This window comes from Achromobacter semiaridum, assembly GCF_053543755.1.
Genome location: NZ_JBLVOL010000020.1, coordinates 61,460 through 77,547, shown reverse-complemented (window position 1 = coordinate 77,547; position 16,088 = coordinate 61,460). Strand labels below are relative to the sequence as shown.

At 66.7% G+C, this 16,088-nt stretch carries 13 protein-coding genes; 12 read left to right on the top strand and 1 reads right to left on the bottom strand.

What is annotated here, in order from left to right; all coding sequences use genetic code 11:
* Positions 1-334 precede the first annotated feature (334 nt).
* Entirely contained in the window at positions 335-2,680 is a 2,346-nt protein-coding gene (locus ACNPP0_RS07095; RefSeq protein ID WP_448705434.1) for a molybdopterin-dependent oxidoreductase, read from the bottom strand.
* 379 nt (positions 2,681-3,059) lie between these two features.
* On the opposite strand from ACNPP0_RS07095, the gene ACNPP0_RS07090 reads away from it, so the two are divergent.
* The 12 genes from ACNPP0_RS07090 to ACNPP0_RS07035 all read left to right on the top strand — a co-directional run bounded on the left by ACNPP0_RS07090 (position 3,060) and on the right by ACNPP0_RS07035 (position 16,077).
* Positions 3,060-3,818: a FadR/GntR family transcriptional regulator gene (locus ACNPP0_RS07090; RefSeq protein ID WP_448705433.1), complete on the top strand. Its 759-nt coding sequence runs from the start codon at positions 3,060-3,062 to the stop codon at positions 3,816-3,818.
* A 193-nt stretch (positions 3,819-4,011) separates the two neighbouring features.
* Positions 4,012-5,517 carry an ABC transporter substrate-binding protein gene (locus ACNPP0_RS07085; protein WP_448705432.1) on the top strand — a complete coding sequence of 502 codons (1,506 nt, stop codon included), beginning with the start codon at positions 4,012-4,014 and terminating at the stop codon, positions 5,515-5,517.
* Positions 5,518-5,690: 173 nt separating this feature from the next.
* Complete coding sequence (locus tag ACNPP0_RS07080) at positions 5,691-6,608, top strand: ABC transporter permease (RefSeq protein WP_332608239.1); 918 nt, start codon at positions 5,691-5,693, stop codon at positions 6,606-6,608.
* Complete coding sequence (locus ACNPP0_RS07075; RefSeq protein WP_332608240.1) at positions 6,605-7,483, top strand: ABC transporter permease; 879 nt, start codon at positions 6,605-6,607, stop codon at positions 7,481-7,483. Before ACNPP0_RS07080 ends, ACNPP0_RS07075 begins: the two co-directional genes overlap by 4 nt.
* Positions 7,484-7,487: 4 nt before the next feature.
* Complete coding sequence (locus ACNPP0_RS07070) at positions 7,488-8,486, top strand: ABC transporter ATP-binding protein (protein WP_332608241.1); 999 nt, start codon at positions 7,488-7,490, stop codon at positions 8,484-8,486.
* A 26-nt stretch (positions 8,487-8,512) separates the two neighbouring features.
* A complete protein-coding gene (locus ACNPP0_RS07065) occupies positions 8,513-9,334 on the top strand; it encodes an ATP-binding cassette domain-containing protein (RefSeq protein WP_442880244.1) in 822 nt (273 codons plus the stop codon).
* Positions 9,331-10,584, top strand: coding sequence for a lactonase family protein (locus ACNPP0_RS07060; RefSeq protein WP_448705431.1), 1,254 nt, complete (start codon positions 9,331-9,333; stop codon positions 10,582-10,584). The genes ACNPP0_RS07065 and ACNPP0_RS07060 overlap by 4 nt, the downstream gene beginning before the upstream one ends.
* 122 nt (positions 10,585-10,706) lie before the next feature.
* A complete protein-coding gene (locus tag ACNPP0_RS07055) occupies positions 10,707-11,648 on the top strand; it encodes a TRAP transporter substrate-binding protein (protein WP_448705444.1) in 942 nt (313 codons plus the stop codon).
* Positions 11,648-12,127: a TRAP transporter small permease gene (locus tag ACNPP0_RS07050; RefSeq protein WP_448705429.1), complete on the top strand. Its 480-nt coding sequence runs from the start codon at positions 11,648-11,650 to the stop codon at positions 12,125-12,127. The genes ACNPP0_RS07055 and ACNPP0_RS07050 overlap by 1 nt, the downstream gene beginning before the upstream one ends.
* A 4-nt stretch (positions 12,128-12,131) precedes the next feature.
* Positions 12,132-13,415: a TRAP transporter large permease gene (locus tag ACNPP0_RS07045; RefSeq protein ID WP_332608246.1), complete on the top strand. Its 1,284-nt coding sequence runs from the start codon at positions 12,132-12,134 to the stop codon at positions 13,413-13,415.
* Entirely contained in the window at positions 13,412-14,341 is a 930-nt protein-coding gene (locus tag ACNPP0_RS07040) for an HpcH/HpaI aldolase/citrate lyase family protein (protein WP_448705428.1), read from the top strand. The genes ACNPP0_RS07045 and ACNPP0_RS07040 overlap by 4 nt, the downstream gene beginning before the upstream one ends.
* A complete protein-coding gene (locus ACNPP0_RS07035) occupies positions 14,338-16,077 on the top strand; it encodes a thiamine pyrophosphate-binding protein (protein WP_448705427.1) in 1,740 nt (579 codons plus the stop codon). Before ACNPP0_RS07040 ends, ACNPP0_RS07035 begins: the two co-directional genes overlap by 4 nt.
* The last annotated feature ends 11 nt before the right edge of the window (positions 16,078-16,088 follow it).

The following is a 16,088-nucleotide window of genomic DNA, read 5'->3' as shown; positions in this document are numbered from 1 at the left end:
CGCCGCCGACACCACGGACGTAGACAGCACGGACGCTGACAGGGCCAGGGCCAGGCCCAGGTAGCGGTGACGGCTCATTGTGCACTCCGGATCAGAAAGACATGCGAGTGCGGGGCACGATGTCGCAGGTCGGTAAATAAGGAATCCGGAGTTTGCCGCTAGAAATCAGAACGTGCCGTTGTAATGATATGCCCGGGAAATCCTTGACGCGGGGGGCACTGCCGCTTCAAGTCATAAGGGTCATCGGGGCATAAGGGTCGGGCATAAGGGTCGGGCATAAGGGTCATAGGGGCCTAAGACTCGTGGGGATCGAAATCAGAGCCATCGCGCGCCCCTATGCCGCCGGCGAAATATTGGGCAATTGCCAAGCCTTATGCGCAGCGGTCGGGCTCGGGTCGGGCTTCGGGTCGGGCTTCGGGTCGGTATTCAGGGCAGGATTCAGGGCCGGGACCGGGGCAGGCTCCACCTGCACCAGCGCCGTCTGCGCACTGGACCCCTGCGTCAGCCGCGACGTGCCGATGTCCGCCGTCAGCGTATTGGGATTGCCGTGCCGGTCCAGATCGCCATCCGGGTCGGACCACGCGCCCGTGGACATCTGCACCACGCCCGGCATCATGCCGGCATCCAGCTGCACGCCGGCCAGGCAGGCCCCGCGCGCATTGAACACACGCACGCGGTCGCCGTCGGCGATGCCCCGCGCGCCCGCGTCGTCCGGGTGCATCGAGATGGGTTCGCAGCCCTGGATCTTGCTTGACCGCGACAACGCGGCCGGATCCAACTGGCTGTGCAGACGATGGCGCGGCTGGTTCGTCAGCAGATGCAGTGGCCACGTGTCGGCAACGGGCGCGCCCAGCCATTCCGATGGCGCCAGCCACACGGGATGCCCCGGGCAATCGGCATAGCCAAAGCTCGCCACCACGTCGGAGGCCAGTTCGATCTTGCCACTGGGCGTGCGCAGCGGATGCGCTTGCGCATCGCGGCGGAAGTCCTCGAACAGCACGTACGGCGAATCGGGCGCGGGCACCTCGGCGTAGCCGCGCGCCCAGAATTCATCGAACGGCGGCAACGTTACGCCGCGTTCGGCGCAGCCCCCCCGCATGCCGTCGTACACGTGGCGGCACCAGCCCATGTCGTCGCGCCCCGCCGTGTAGGCGTCGTGAAAGCCCGCGCGCCGCGCCAGGTCGGCAAAGATGTCGAAGTCATTGCGCGCCTGCCCTTGCGGCGCCACCGCGCGGTGCATGGCAAACACGTAGGGGTCGCGCGACGACCCGCCCACGTCGCAACGTTCAAGCGACGTGGTGGCGGGCAGAACGATGTCGGCGCGGCGCGCCAACGGCGTCCACCACGATTCATGCACGATCACGGTATCGGGCTTGGTCCACGCCTGCCGCAAACGGTTCTGGTCCTGATGGTGATGGAACGGGTTGCCGCCCGCCCAATAGATCAGCTTGATGTCCGGATACGTGTGGCGCGCGCCGTTGAAATCATACGGCTGGCCGGGCGCCAGCAGCATGTCGGCGATGCGCGCGGCGGGGATGGCAAGCTGTGCCGGGTTCTTCGGCACCGGCACTTCGGGGCCGGGCACCCGCCGGCGCGGCTGGCCTATGCCGTTCAAGGACGCGTGGCCGAAGGCAAAGCCCCCGCCCGGCAAGCCGATCTGACCGGCCAGCGCGGCCAGCCCGATCAATGCCCAGTACGGCTGTTCGCCATGTTGCGCCCGTTGCAACGACCACGCCGCCGTCAACAGGCTGCGTTGCGCCACGATGGCGCGAGCCAGCGCGGCGATGGTGGGCGCCGGCACACCGCAGATGCCGGCCGCCCATTGCGCGTCCTTGGGCCGACCGTCGGACACGCCCTTCAGGTAGTCGGCCCAGGTATCGGCGCCCACACAGTGGCCGGCCAGAAACGACGCGTCGTGCCGCCCTTCGGCCAGCAAGGTGTGCGCCATGGCCAGCATCAGCGCGGTATCGGTGTTGGGTCGAATCGGAATCCACTCGGCGGCGATGCCGTCCGGCACATCGGCGCGCGTGGGGCTGAGCACCACCAGGCGGATGCCGGCCGCTTGCGCGCGGGCCAACCAGGCCGGCAGGTTGTGCAGCCCCGCCCCGCCCGATGTCACCTGGCTGTTCTTGGCGGGAATGCCGCCAAAGGCCACGATGACGCGCGTGTTGGCCAGCACGCTGTCCCAGTCGGTGACGTCGCCGCTGACCGGGCTGAAGGTGCCGATGACGTGCGGCAATAGAAATTGCGCCGCGCCCCAGCTGTAGTTACCCACTTGATCGACGCAGCCGCCGCCTTGAAACAGGAACCGCCGGATCAAGCTGCGTGCGTGGTGGACGCGGCCCGCCGACGACCAGCCATACGAGCCGCCAAAGATGCCGCCGGGCCCGTGCTGCGCGCGCACCCGGGCCAGTTCGCCCGCCACCAGGTCCAGTGCGTGGTCCCATTCCACTTCAACGTAGTCATCGCCTTCGCGCTGGCGATTGCCCGCCAACCAGCCCCGGCGCACGGCCGGCCGCTGCACCCGCAACGGCGAATGCTGCATTTCGGCGATGGAGTCCAACATGGGCGACGGCGCGGCGTCGGCATGAAAGGGCTCGCAGCCGACGACTCGCCCGTCTTTCACTACGGCGGTGAACGCGCCCCAGTGCGCAAGCGAGGGATAGCGGGAATCAGTCATGAAGGCGGGAGGATCGGCGGGTTGATCGGCGGGTTGATCGTCAGGTCAATCGGCAAGCCAACCCGCAGGGCCATCGGCGGATTGATCGACCTGTTAATGGGCGGTTCAAGGAGATTTTCGCGAAGCATAAACGATGCGGCGCTGCTAGTGGTTTTCCCTGAAAACCGGCAAATAGGCGCCCGCCCCGATTCCCAAGCGGGTCCGGCTCCGGTACATTTCGTCCAGTGGCCTGACCACCAGACCATCAGGCAGCTGTACAGAGCGGGTTGATTTCCACAGGGCTCCGCACCCAAGGCCGGGCCCGGTCAGAACGTTATCCAAGACACATCCGCCCCAGACCTATTACGCTCTACCCCCCGGAACCCACTCTCACGCCACGATGAATTCCCTTCAGGCTGTTGCCCCCACCCGCCTTTACCGCATGATTGCCGACCAGATCGCCGCGCGCATCAAGGCGGGCCACTTTCCGGTTGGCGGCCGCCTGCCGGCCGAGCGTGAATTGGCCGAGCAACTGCAAGTGAGCCGGGCGTCGGTGCGCGAGGCGCTGATCGCCCTGGAAATCGAAGGCTATGTGGATGTGCGCGTGGGCACGGGCGTGTTCGTCTGCGCCCCGCGCGAAGACGGCCAATATCACGATGCACGTGACACGGCCACGCCGCCCGCAGCGGCCGCCGACAGCGCGCAGGGCAATGTTGAAGCCACCGACATCGGCCCCTTCGACCTGTTGGAAACCCGCCTGCTGATCGAGCCGGAATGCGCGGCGCTGGCCGCACAGAAAGCGTCGCCCGCACAGATTGCCGCCATCCGCGCCGCGCACGACGGCATGTCGCTGACCGAATCGCCCAGCGTGCATGACCGCGCCTTCCATAGCGCCATCGGCGCGGCGTGCGGCAATGCCGCGTTGGCGGCCGCCATTTCGCACATCTGGCACCTGAGCACGTTAAGCCCGGTGTTCCACCGCCTGGAAGAACACTTCGTGACCACCAAGGTGTGGATCGAAGCGCAGAAAGAACACGAACGCATCCTCGCGGCCATCGTCGACCGCGATCCCATCCGCGCGCGCCACGCCATGCATGACCACCTGGTCGGCATCCTGGCGCGTCTGCGGGAAGATTTCGGCAACGTTGGGATTCGATGAGCCCATGACCTCATAACCCGCTAACCCGCCCTGGCCTGACGCCCCGGCCTTTTCCCTTACCGACCGTGCAAGCACCGCCGGCGCAGATTGCGCCGCCCGCGGCAAGGGGATCGGCTTGTCCGTTGAAACGTGAATTCGCAGTCCCCGCAGCACCCGTAGTTCCAACACATAAAAACAGTTCAAGGTGAAAAACATGCAGCTGACCCGTACCGTGAAGGTGATAAGCGCGGCGCTATTGGCGCTAGGCGCTCATGCCGCCCAGGCCAACAAGGCCGACAATTCCCTCAACATCGCGTTCGACGCGGCGCCCGCCACGCTGGACGCCTACAAGGAATCAGACCGCCCCGGCCTGGCGCTGGCGCGCATGGTGTTTTCGGGCCTGCTGCAAAAAAACCAGGACACGGGGGAATTCGGCCCGTCCATCGCCACCGGCTATAAGTTCGTGGACGACACCACGATCGACCTGCCGATCCGCCGCGACGTGAAGTTTCACGACGGTTCGCTGCTGACCATCGACGACGTGCTGTACACGCTGAACCTGGTGTCGTCCGACACGTACAAGGCGCGCTTTCAGAACCAGGTGGCCTGGATTGCCCGCGCGGAAAAAGTCGGCGACGACACCGTGCGCATCAAGATGAAGACGCCCTACCCGCTGGCGCTGGAAATGCTGTCGGAAAACCTGCCGATCTATCCGCGCAAGTACTACGAGGCCAACCAGTCCGACATGGGCGCCAAGCCCATCGGCACCGGCCCCTACCGCCTGACCGACAGCCAGCCCGGCAGCCGCTACGTGTACGAACGCTTTGACGACTACTTCGGCGCCAAGCCCGCCGTGCAGAAACTGGTGGTGCGCGTGCTGCCCGACGCCAACACGCAGTACGCCGAGCTGCTGTCCGGCGGGCTGGACTGGATCTGGCGCGTGCCGCCCGACGTGGCCAAGCGCATGGAGAAAACGCCGTCGGTAGCCGTGAAAAGCAGCAGCATCATGCGCATCAGCTATATCTCGCTGAACCCGCGCTTTGACGACGGCAAATCGCCGCTGGCCAAGCAGGAAGTGCGCCAGGCCATCAACCATGCGATCGACCGCGAGGCCATCCGCAAGGCACTGGTGGGCGGCGCGTCCAAGGTCATCAACGCGGCGTGCAACCCGGCGCAGTTCGGTTGCTCGGCCGATGTACAGGCCTACAAGTTCGACCCCGCCCGCGCCAAGCAATTGCTGGCCCAGGCCGGCTACCCCAACGGCATCACGCTGGACCTGGTGATCTCTGCCCCGCCGCGCAGCATCCTGGACGCCGCCGCCGCGCAAATGGCGCAGGCCGGCATCAAGGTGAACCTGGTGGAACAGCAATACGGCGCCGCCATGACCAACTGGCGCGACGGCAAAACCGCCATGCTGGCGTCCAACTGGGGCTCGTACGGCATTGCCGACGCGGCGCTGTCCACCAGCAACTTCTTCCGTGGCGGCCCGGACGACCAGGCGCGCAACCCCGAGGTCATCAAGTACCTGGAAGCCGCCGACACATCGGTAGACCGCGACCTGCGTGCCAAGAACTACGCCGCCGCGCAGAAGATCGTGGCCGATCAGGCGTACTGGGTGCCGTTGTGGAATCACTCGCTGAATGCCGTGCAGGCCAAAGGCCTGAATTTCTCGGTGGACGGCGACGAGTTCCCGCGCTTCTACAAGGCCTTCTGGAACTGATCCGAGGGGCGTTGCGCCCAGGTGATATTCCAACCGTTGTGCCCGTCCGATCCAGGCGCTTGATGGGCCTGGGCGGAACGGCGCGCGCCAATGCAAGCCGCAGCATGTCGATGCTTGTCGGTGCTTGTCGGTGCGCGCCGATGCCAGCCGACGCAAGCCATATAGGTTGACCCATGATTGCATTCCTGTTTCGCCGCTTGATGGTCGCCGCCTTGCTGGTGGTGTTCGTATCGCTGATCAGTTTTTCGCTGGTGTTTGCGTCCGGCAATCCGGCCGCGCGCCTGGCCGGCGAAGGCAGCGCGGCCGACGCCGCCCGCTTATCGCAACAGCACGGCTTTGACGACCCCATCCTGGTGCAATACGGCCGCTGGCTTACCGGCGTGGTGCGCGGTGATTTTGGCGACAGCCTTTACTTCAGCCGCCCCGTGGCGGAATTGCTGGGCCAGCATTTCCCCGCCACCGCCAAGCTGGGCTTGGCCGCGATGGCCTTTGCATTACTGCTGGCGATACCGCTGGGCGTGCTGGCCGGCTTGCGCAAAGGGTCCTTGATCGACCGCGCCACCATGCTGCTGTCCGCCTGCGCACAGGCCATGCCGCCGTTCTGCCTGGCGTTTTTGCTCATCATCGTGTTCAGCGTGCGCAACCAATGGCTGCCCGCCTCGGGCTTTGACACGTGGAAGCACTACGTGATGCCGGTGGTGGCGCTGGGCCTGTTCGCCATGCCCGCGATGCTGCGGCTGATGAAGTCCGAAATGGAAACCGTGCTGGCCACCGACTACATCCGCACCGCGCGTGCGATGGGGCTGGGCGGCGCCAGCGTGGTGTTGAAGTACGCGCTGCGCAACGCGCTGCGGCCCCTGGTGTCCCTGGCGGCCGCGCAGATGGGCACCTTGCTGGCCGGCTCCGTCGTCATCGAAACCGTGTTCGCCATCAACGGCGCCGGCCTGCTGGCCTGGACGTCCATCCTGCGTGGCGACTTTCCCACGATGCAGGCGCTGATCCTGATCTTTGCGCTGATCTACATCGTGCTCACCCTGCTTGCCGACCTGGTCAACGGTTGGCTGGACCCCCGCGTGCGAGCCGCCTCATGAATACCGCTGTTACCGCTAATGCGACTTCCCTGCCCGCGCCACGGCGCGGCGACCGTCTGGCCCGTGCCGGCCGCATGCTTGGCCTTGCCGTGCTGGCGTTGCTGGTGCTGGCCGGCCTGATCGGCCCGTACCTGATTTCCCACGACCCGTATTCGCAAGACCTGTTGGCGCGCCTGCAAGAACCCGTGTGGGCCGAAGGCGGCGATTGGAACCATATCCTGGGCACCGACCAACTGGGCCGGGACGTGTTGGCGCGCGCGCTCTACGGCGTGCGCGTTTCGGCGTTGATCGGCTTGTCGGTCGCGCTGATGGGCGGGCTGATCGGCACCACCCTGGGTGTGGTCGCCGGCTACTTCGGCGGCGCCGTGGACCGCGCCGTGTCCTTTCTGATCACCGCCCGTCTGGCGCTGCCCATCATCCTGGTGGCGCTGGCCGTCGTGTCCGTGGTGGGCGCGTCGCTGACCGTGGTGGTGCTGGTGCTGGGCCTGCTGCTGTGGGAACGCTACGCACTGGTGGCGCGCACCATGGCCGCCGGCCTGCGCAATGCCGAATTCGTCACCGCGTCGCGGCTGCAAGGTTGTACGCATCTGCAAATCATCTGGCGCGACATTCTGCCGAACCTGGTGGGCAACCTGCTCATTATCGGCACGGTGGACGCGGCCATGGCCATCACGCTGGAAGCCTCGTTGTCGTTCCTGGGGCTGGGCGTGCCCGCACCAATGCCGTCGTTGGGGCTGATGATTGCCGAGGGCAAGGAAAACATGTTGTTCCAGCCGTCATTGGTGGTCATCCCCAGCATCGTGCTGTTCGTGCTCGTGCTGTGCGTGAACCGCGCGGGCGAAACGCTGCGCGCCATCCAGATGAAAAAGGGTTGAGGCCATGACCGCGACGTCCCACCCGCTGCTGCGGGTTGAAAACCTGCATATCGACATCCACACCGCCACGCACACCAAGCATGTGGTGCGCGCGGTGGACTTCACACTTGAACGCGGCAAGACGCTGTGCATCGTCGGCGAATCCGGCTGCGGCAAATCGCTGACGGCGTTGGCGCTGCTGGACCTGCTGCCCGCCGCCGCGCGCCGCCGCATGACGCGGCTGGAATTCGCCGGGCAGGACTTGTCCACGCTGACGCCGCGCCAGCTGGCCGAGCTGCGCGGCGCGCGCATCGCCATGATCTTCCAGGATCCGATGACGTCGCTGAACCCGGTGTTTCAGATCGGCACGCAGTTGATCGACGTCATGCGCCGGCACCAGCGCGTCAGCCGCCGCCAGGCCGCGGAACGCGCGCAATACCTGCTGCGCCGCGTCGGCATCACCAACCCCGAAGAACGCATGCGCCAGTATCCGTTTGAACTGTCGGGCGGCTTGCGCCAACGCGTGATGATCGCCATGGCGCTGATGTGCGGCCCGGAACTGCTGATTGCCGACGAGCCCACCACCGCGCTGGACGTTACCGTGCAGGCCGAACTGCTGGACCTGCTGCGCGACATCCAGGCCGAGTTCGGCCTGGGCATGGTGTTCATCTCGCACGATATGGGGCTGGTGGCCCGCATCGCCGACCACGTCATCGTCATGTACGCAGGCGACATCGTGGAAGGCGGCAGCGTGGCCGAGGTGCTCGCGGACCCGCGCCATCCGTACACCGCCATGCTGTTGAACTGCATCCCCCAACCCGGCCGCACCGCGCCGCATACCGACTTGCCCACCATCGCCGGGGCCGTACCGTCGCTGGATACCGCCATCCGGGGTTGCGCGTTCCGCGACCGTTGCCCGGTGGCGGAACCTCGTTGCGCGCAGCCGATCGCCCCGCGCGTGCAGGGCGAACACCGCTGCCTGTGTGTGAAACCCGGCGCGCTGCGCGCAGGAGCGCTGGCATGACTGCATCCCTGAACAAAACCACCGCAATGCCGTCGGCCACCCCATCCCCCCCCCCGCCCGGCAGCATCCGCCTGGACGCGCTGTCGTTTCAATACGGCCGTGCCAGCCTGTTCTCGCGCCGCCCCGCACCGCGCATCCTGCATGACATCAACCTGCGCGTGCCCGCTGGCCGGACCATCGGGCTGGTTGGCGAATCCGGCAGCGGCAAGTCCACCATCGCCAAGCTGATGCTGGGCCTGCTGGCGCCCACACAAGGGCAGGCGCTGCTGGACGACAAGCCGTTGACCGCCATGCCGGCCCGCGCCCGCGCACGCCGCATCCAGATGGTGTTCCAGGACCCGTATTCGTCGCTGAACCCGCGCCGCACCATCAACGAGATCCTGACCGCGCCGCTGCGCGTGCATGGCATCGGCAACACCGCGTCGCAAGCGGCCGCGGTGCGCCGCATGATGGACGCCGTGGGGCTGGTGCCCGCGTTTGCCGCCCGCTACCCGCGTGAACTGTCGGGCGGCCAGCGCCAGCGCGTGGCGATTGCCCGCGCGCTGATGCTGGAGCCCCAGCTGCTGATTTGCGATGAGCCGACTTCCGCGCTGGACGTCTCCGTGCAGGCGCAGATCCTGAATCTGCTGATGGAATTGCAACGCGAACGCGGCCTGGGCTATCTGTTCATCAGCCACAACCTGGCGGTGGTGCAGCACATTGCGGACGAGATTGTCGTGCTGCAAGGCGGCCGTGTGGTCGAGCGTGGCGCGGCGGATCAGGTTTACTTTTCGCCCAAGCACCCGTACACCCGGCAACTGATCGGCGCGACGCTGGCCGTGCCCGAAGCGCGGGAGCTGGCCGCATGACAGCACACCCGACCGCAGTGACGACCAGCCCGGTGACGACCAGCCCTGTGGCAACCAGCCCCGCGACGACGCCCCTGCCCCCCACCCCCGGCACCGCACCGATGCCAGAGGCACACCCGCCTACCCTCGCGCCGCATTACCTGCTGGTCGGCAACGACGAGAAAGTCACCTGGGACGACGGCCGGATCCGCTTCCTGGCGCCCGGCCGCGATTCGCTCAGTATCTTCGACGCCGCTGCCAACCCCGCCGCGCCTGTCCTCGTAGCCACGCTGGCGCTACCCAACTCGTTGTTCGGCCCGCCCGTCAACCTGGCCGTGACGCCGGACCAGCGTCTGGCCTTGATCGCCGATTCCATGGCGTGGCCCGAACGCGCCGACAGCAAGGGCTGGCAGCCCACCCCGGGCCGTGACCTGTATGTGGTGGACCTGGCCGCCACCCCGCCGGCCATCGTGCAGACGCTGCAAGTGGGCCTGCAACCGTCCGGCCTGTCGATCAACCGCGCGGGCACCATGGCCCTCGTCGCCAACAAGGCGGGCCGCTCGATATCGGTGCTAAGCATTCGCGATGGCCGCGTGGCCGTCTGCGCCGAAGTCGATCTGGGCACGCCCGTGGTCGCCGTGTCGTTCTCGGCAGATGGCCGCCGCGCCTATGCCGTCAAGACCGATACGCATCGCCTGGCCGTGCTGCGCATCGACGACACCGGCCCCACGCCCCGCGTCACGCACGATTCGTCCGAAGATCTGACCACCGGCCTGGTGCCGTTCAACCTGGTCGTGTCGCCCGACGGCGCGCTAGCCCTGGTGGTGGACATGGGCAGCCCCACGGCGTCCGACGGCCATGCGGATTCCATCAGCGTGGTGGATCTGCTTAGCAACCCGCCGCGCGTCATCGACCGGGTCATGGTGGAAGACGGCCCCGAAGGCATCGCCATCAGCCCCGATGGCCGCCACGCCGCCGTGGCCATCGTGCAAGGCTCCAACAACCCCTCGTCCGACTGGTTCCATCACCCGCACGGCCAGATCGTGCTGTTGCGCATCGACGGCCGGCGCGTCACCCGCGCGGGCGCCATCGACGTGGGCGCCTTGCCCGAAGGCATCGCCTTCAGCCCCGACAGCCGCTACCTGTACGTCGGCAATTTTCTGGACGCAACCATGCAGGTGCTGGCCGTGGAAGACAACGGCCTGACCGATACCGGTACGTGTATTTCCCTGCCCGGCCACCCCGCATCCATGCGGGCGCAATCCTACTGAGCGGGGCCGCACCCCGCCGCGTGTTGAACCCACCACCCCTACTTCTCTTTCGTATCTGGAGTTACCCCATGACCCAAGCACCCCAAACGTTTCGCGCCCTGATCGGCGGCGCCCTTGTCGCGATGGCCGGCTTTGCGCCGCTGTCGGCCCATGCGATGGACATCAAGCTGGGCCACGTGCTGGCCCCCAGCCACAGCTGGAACAAGGCGGCCGAGGGTTTTGCCGCCGAGGTCAAGGAAAAGACCGCCGGCCGCATCAACTTCGTGCTGTTTCCCAGCGGCCAGCTGGGCAACGAAAAGACCATGCTGGAAGGCTTGCAGATCGGCAGCCAGGGCGCGGCCATCATCGGCTCGGGTTCGTTGCAGCCGATTGAACCGAAGTTCGGCGTGGTCGAACTGCCGTACACGTGGTCCACGTCGCAACAAGCGTACAAGGCCTATGACGGCGAGCTGGGCGAGGCGCTGGCCAAGCTGGCCGACAAGAAGAACCTGACGATCATTTCGTGGTGGGAAAACGGCTTTCGCCACGTGACCAACAATCGCGGCCCCGTGAACAAGCCCGCCGATCTGGCCGGTCTGAAAACCCGCGTCACGCCTGACAAGATGCGTCTGGACACCTTTACCGCGCTGGGCGCCAACCCGGCCCCGCTGGCCTTTGGCGAGCTGTACTCGGCCTTGCAGCAAAAGGTGTTTGACGCGCAAGAAAACCCCTTGTCCATCATCTACACCTCGTCGTTCTTCGAAGTGCAGAAGTACCTGTCGCTGACGGGTCACGTCTGGGGCCCGGCCAACCTGATCATTTCCAAGCCGGTCTGGAACCGAATTTCCGCCGATGACAAGAAGGTGGTGCAGGCCGCCGCCGACAAGTGGCGCGACGCCCAGCGCAAGATGATCACCGACGGCGACCAGCAGTTCGTGGCCCAGCTGAAAGAAAAAGGCATGCAGGTCAACGAGGTCGACAAGGCCGCCTTTGCCGCCGCCGTGCAGCCCGTATGGAAGACCTACTCGGTCACCTACGGCCCCGAGCTGATGGCGATTGTGCAGAAGTACCGCGAGGCCAAGTAATGCTTAACCGACTGTCCGCCATCCTGTCGGGCATCAGCAAGGCCTTTGCCGCCCTGGCGGTGGCCTTGCTGGCGATCCTGATCTCTTACGTGGTGTTCTCGCGCTTCGTCATGCACACCACGCCGCACTGGGCCGAGGAATTGCCGCGCCTGGTGCTGGTGTGGTCGGCCTTCATCGGTGGCGTGGCGTGCAGCTACGAACGCTCGCATCTGATGGCCGGGCTGCTGCCCTTCGTGGTGCGCAGCCCGCGCGTGCTCAATGCCTTCGAGCGCTTGAACCAGGCGCTGGTCATCGTGGGCTTGGCCGCGCTGGGCTACGCGGGCTGGCAGCTGGCCGAGCTTACGGGCGACCAGACGCTGCCCGCGCTGGACGTGTCCGCCGGCACGGTCTACCTGGCGTTGCCGTTTGCCTGCGCGGTCACCATCGTCGTCCATCTGGCGCAACTGTTCGCGCCCACCCCCGCCACGGCAAAGGAATAACAAGATGTCTTCGGGTGCTCTCTTTTTGATGGGCGTGTTCACGATCACGGTGTTGATCGACATGCCCATTGCATTCGGCCTGGTGCTGTCGTGCCTGGCCTACCTGGCCGTGTATGACTCGGCGCCCATGATGGTCGCGGCGCAGCAGTACGTGGTGGGGCTGGACAGCTTCACCCTGCTGGCGATCCCGCTATTCATCCTGGCCGCGCAACTAATGAACGGTGCCGGCCTGACGCAACGCATCGTGCGCCTGTGCGCCGCCATCGTCGGCGACATCAAGGGCGGCCTGGCCGTGGTGGCCGTGCTGGCCTGCCTGATGTTCGGCGCGCTATCGGGCTCGGGCGTGGCCGACGTGGTCGCCATCGGCAGCCTGCTGTTGCCCGCCATGGCGCGCAGCGGCTACGACAAGGGTTTTTCTTGCGCGCTGGTGGGCAGCGCGGGCGCCACGTCCACCATCATCCCGCCCAGCATCGTGCTGATCGTCTACGGCACCATCACCGACACGTCGGTGGGCAAGCTGTTCGTGGCGGGCATCATCCCCGGCATCCTGCTGGGCCTGTCCTTGATCGGCGTGGCCATCTGGCAGTCGCGCAAGCACAACTGGGCGGGCGGCCAGCCGTTTTCCTGGGGCGAACTGCGCGCGGCCGCCATCGATGCGCTGCCCGCGCTGATGGTGCCGGTGCTGATCATCGGCGGCATCCGTTTTGGCATCTTCACCGCCACCGAAGCGGCCTCCAGCGCGATTGTCTACGCCCTGCTGATCGGCTTTTTCTGGTACCGCACGCTTAGCTTGAAATCGCTGTGGGACAACCTGAAGTCCACCGGTGAAAGCAGCGCGTCGATCCTGCTGATCATCGGCGCCTCGGGCCTCTTCGCCTGGGTGCTGGTGGCCGAACAGGTGCCGCAGGCCCTGTCCACGCTGCTGGTGGACTGGACCGACAGCAAGACGGCCGTGCTGCTGGTGCTGACGGTGGTATTGCTGCTGCTGGGCACCTTCATGGAAGCCATCCCCGTCATCATCATCGTGGCCCCCGTGGTGATGCCGGTGCTGGCACACTACAACATCGACCCGGTGCATTTCGGCATCCTGCTGTCCATCAACATGGCCATCGGCGCCAATACGCCCCCGGTCGGGGTCGACCTGATGGCCGCCTGCAAGATCGGCGGCATCAATATGATGCAAACGCTGCGCCCGCTGTCCTGGATGATGCTGGCCATGACCGCCGTGATGTTGCTGCTGACGTTTGTTCCTGAACTGGTGCTGTTCCTGCCGAGGCACGTGCAATGACTACTTCCCCATATCTCCGCCGCCCCGCCGCGCTGCGCCGCAGCTGGATGTTCGTGCCCGGCATGGACGCCGCCGCGCAGGCCGCGGGCCTGGCAAGCGGCACGGACGCGCTGGTGGCCGACCTGGAAGAATTCACGGCGCCCGTCGAACGGCCCGCTGCCCGTCCGCGCATTGCCGCCTTGTTTGCCACGTGCCGCGCGCAAGGCGTGGTGGCGGCCGTGCGCATCAACAAGCTGGAAGACGACGGGCTGGCCGACCTGCGTGGCGTGATGCCCGGTGCGCCGGATGCGGTATTCCTGCCGCACGCCGAAAGCGCCGCGCAGATCATTGCGCTGGATCAGGCGATCACGGCGCTGGAAGCCGAACTGGGCCTGGCTGCCGGCAGCACCGAGATCGTGCCCACGCTGGAATCGGCGCTGGGGCTGGTGCGCGCCTACGACATCCTGACCGCCAGCCCGCGCGTGTCCGCCTGCCTGCTGGCCGCCGAAGACCTGACGGCCAGCCTGGGCGCCGAGCGCGGCAAGGACGGCATCGAACTGCACGCCGTGCGCGCCCGCTTCCTGGTGGACTGCACCGCCGCCGGCTGCGTGCCGATCGACTGCCCGTTCAATTACCGCGACCTGCCCGCGTTGGAAGCGGACCTGCGCTGGGCGCGTCGCCTGGGCCTGAAATCCAAATGCGCCACGGTGGCCGAACAGGTCCCCCTGATCCACGAGGTGTTCACTCCCGCTGCGCCGGACGTGGACACCGCGCGCGACTGCGTGGCCCGCTTCGAGGCCCAACGCGCCGGCCGCCACGACGCCGAACGCATCGACCCGCCCACCTACAACACCGCGCGCCGCCTGTTGGCGCGCCATGACCAATTCGAACGATGGGCCGCCGAGCGCCGCGCGCAGGCCGTCCCACAACAAGGAGACCTTGCATGACGTCATCCGCACTTCCCGAACGCAACGGCGGCCAGATCCTGATGCAGCAGCTGCGCATCCATGGCGCGCGCCGCGTGTTCATGATTCCCGGCGAAAGCTACCTGCCGTGCATCGACGCGCTGAACGAACACACCGACGCCATCGAGCCCGTGGTCTGCCGCCAGGAAAGCGGCGCGGCGTACATGGCCGAAGCCTATGGCAAGCTGACGGGCGAACCCGGCATCTGCTTCGTCACGCGCGGCCCGGGCGCCACCAACGCCAGCATCGGCGTGCACACCGCCTACCAGGACTCCACGCCAATGATCCTGTTCGTGGGTCAGGTCGGCAACGACTTCATGGAACGCGAAGCCTTCCAGGAAATCGATTACCGCCGCATGTTCGGGCAAATGGCCAAGTGGGTGGCGCAGATCGACCGCACCGACCGCATCCCCGAATTCATTTCGCGCGCCTTCGCCGTGGCCACCAGCGGCCGGCCCGGACCCGTGGTGCTGGCACTGCCCGAAGACACGCTGTGGGGCACGGCGCGCGTGGCGGACCTGCCACGCTACCCGCGCGTGCACAGCCACCCGGGCGCCGCCGACCTGGCGCGCATGACCGAATTGCTGAACGCCGCCCAACGCCCCTTCCTGCTGCTGGGCGGCAACGGATGGCACCAGACCGCCATCGACCAGATTGCCGGCTTTGCCGAACGCTTCGAGTTGCCCGTGGGCACGGCGTGGCGCCGCCTGGAGTGCTTTGACCAGCGCCACCCCAACGCCGCCGGCCACGTCGGCTGGGCCATGACGCCCGAACTGCGCCAGCGCCTGAAGGACGCCGACCTGGTGCTGGCCGTGGGCACGCGCCTGGGCGAAGCAACGACCGAAGGCTATAGCGTCATCGAAAGCCCGCTGCCTCGCCAGAAGCTGATCCACGTCTACCCCGACGCCGCCGAACTGGGTCGCGTGTTTTCGCCCACGCAGGCCATCGTGGCCGATGTGGCCAGCTTTGCCGCCAGCGTGGCGGACCTGGCGCCCGGCCATGCCAAGCCGCGCGGCGACGCCGTGCGCATCGCGCATCAGCAACTGGTGGACAGCCTGACCCCGCTGCCCGCGCCCGGCCCGATGAGCCTGGACGCGGCCGCCGCCTATGTGGACGCGCACCTGCCCGCCAACGCCTGCATCACCGTGGGCGCGGGCAACTACGCGCTGTATCCGCACCGCTATCGCCGCTACACCGGCCCGGGCACCAGCCTGACGCCCACGGTCGGGTCGATGGGCTATGGCTTGCCCGCCGCTATTTCGGCCAAGCTGGAAGACCGCGCTCGCACCGTGGTGTGCTATGCGGGCGACGGCTGCTTTCAGATGAACATGCAGGAACTGGGCGTGGCCTTGCAGTACAAGCTGGGCGTGGTCGTGCTGGTGTTCAACAACAGCATCTGGGGCACCATCCGCGCCCACCAGGAACGCGAATTCCCCGCCCGCACGATTGCGCTGGGCTTTGAAAACCCCGACTTCACGCAGATCATCCGGGGCTATGGCGGCTACGGGGAAGCCGTGGAGACCACGGAAGATTTCGGACCCGCGTTCGAACGCGCGCTGGCCTTTGCCGACAAGGAAAGCCTGCCCGCGCTGCTGGAAATCCGCTACGACGCCAACGGCATTGCCCCGGGCGAAACGCTGATGGGCATCCGAGAAGCCGCGCAAGCCCGCATCGCGCGCGGCAACGCCCCCGCCAACCCCGCCAATAACGATCATTGACAGGACGTGAA

Excerpts from the sequence above, each read along its gene's own strand:
- ACNPP0_RS07060 (WP_448705431.1), top strand. The coding sequence starts at position 9,331 with ATGACAGCACACCCGACCGCAGTGACGACCAGCCCGGTGACGACCAGC.
- ACNPP0_RS07065 (WP_442880244.1), top strand. The coding sequence starts at position 8,513 with ATGCCGTCGGCCACCCCATCCCCCCCCCCGCCCGGCAGCATCCGCCTG.
- ACNPP0_RS07040 (WP_448705428.1), top strand. The coding sequence starts at position 13,412 with ATGACTACTTCCCCATATCTCCGCCGCCCCGCCGCGCTGCGCCGCAGC.
- ACNPP0_RS07090 (WP_448705433.1), top strand. The coding sequence starts at position 3,060 with ATGAATTCCCTTCAGGCTGTTGCCCCCACCCGCCTTTACCGCATGATT.
- ACNPP0_RS07050 (WP_448705429.1), top strand. The coding sequence starts at position 11,648 with ATGCTTAACCGACTGTCCGCCATCCTGTCGGGCATCAGCAAGGCCTTT.
- ACNPP0_RS07085 (WP_448705432.1), top strand. The coding sequence starts at position 4,012 with ATGCAGCTGACCCGTACCGTGAAGGTGATAAGCGCGGCGCTATTGGCG.
- ACNPP0_RS07080 (WP_332608239.1), top strand. The coding sequence starts at position 5,691 with ATGATTGCATTCCTGTTTCGCCGCTTGATGGTCGCCGCCTTGCTGGTG.
- ACNPP0_RS07045 (WP_332608246.1), top strand. The coding sequence starts at position 12,132 with ATGTCTTCGGGTGCTCTCTTTTTGATGGGCGTGTTCACGATCACGGTG.
- ACNPP0_RS07055 (WP_448705444.1), top strand. The coding sequence starts at position 10,707 with ATGGCCGGCTTTGCGCCGCTGTCGGCCCATGCGATGGACATCAAGCTG.
- ACNPP0_RS07035 (WP_448705427.1), top strand. The coding sequence starts at position 14,338 with ATGACGTCATCCGCACTTCCCGAACGCAACGGCGGCCAGATCCTGATG.
- ACNPP0_RS07070 (WP_332608241.1), top strand. The coding sequence starts at position 7,488 with ATGACCGCGACGTCCCACCCGCTGCTGCGGGTTGAAAACCTGCATATC.
- ACNPP0_RS07075 (WP_332608240.1), top strand. The coding sequence starts at position 6,605 with ATGAATACCGCTGTTACCGCTAATGCGACTTCCCTGCCCGCGCCACGG.
- ACNPP0_RS07095 (WP_448705434.1), bottom strand. The coding sequence starts at position 2,680 with ATGACTGATTCCCGCTATCCCTCGCTTGCGCACTGGGGCGCGTTCACC.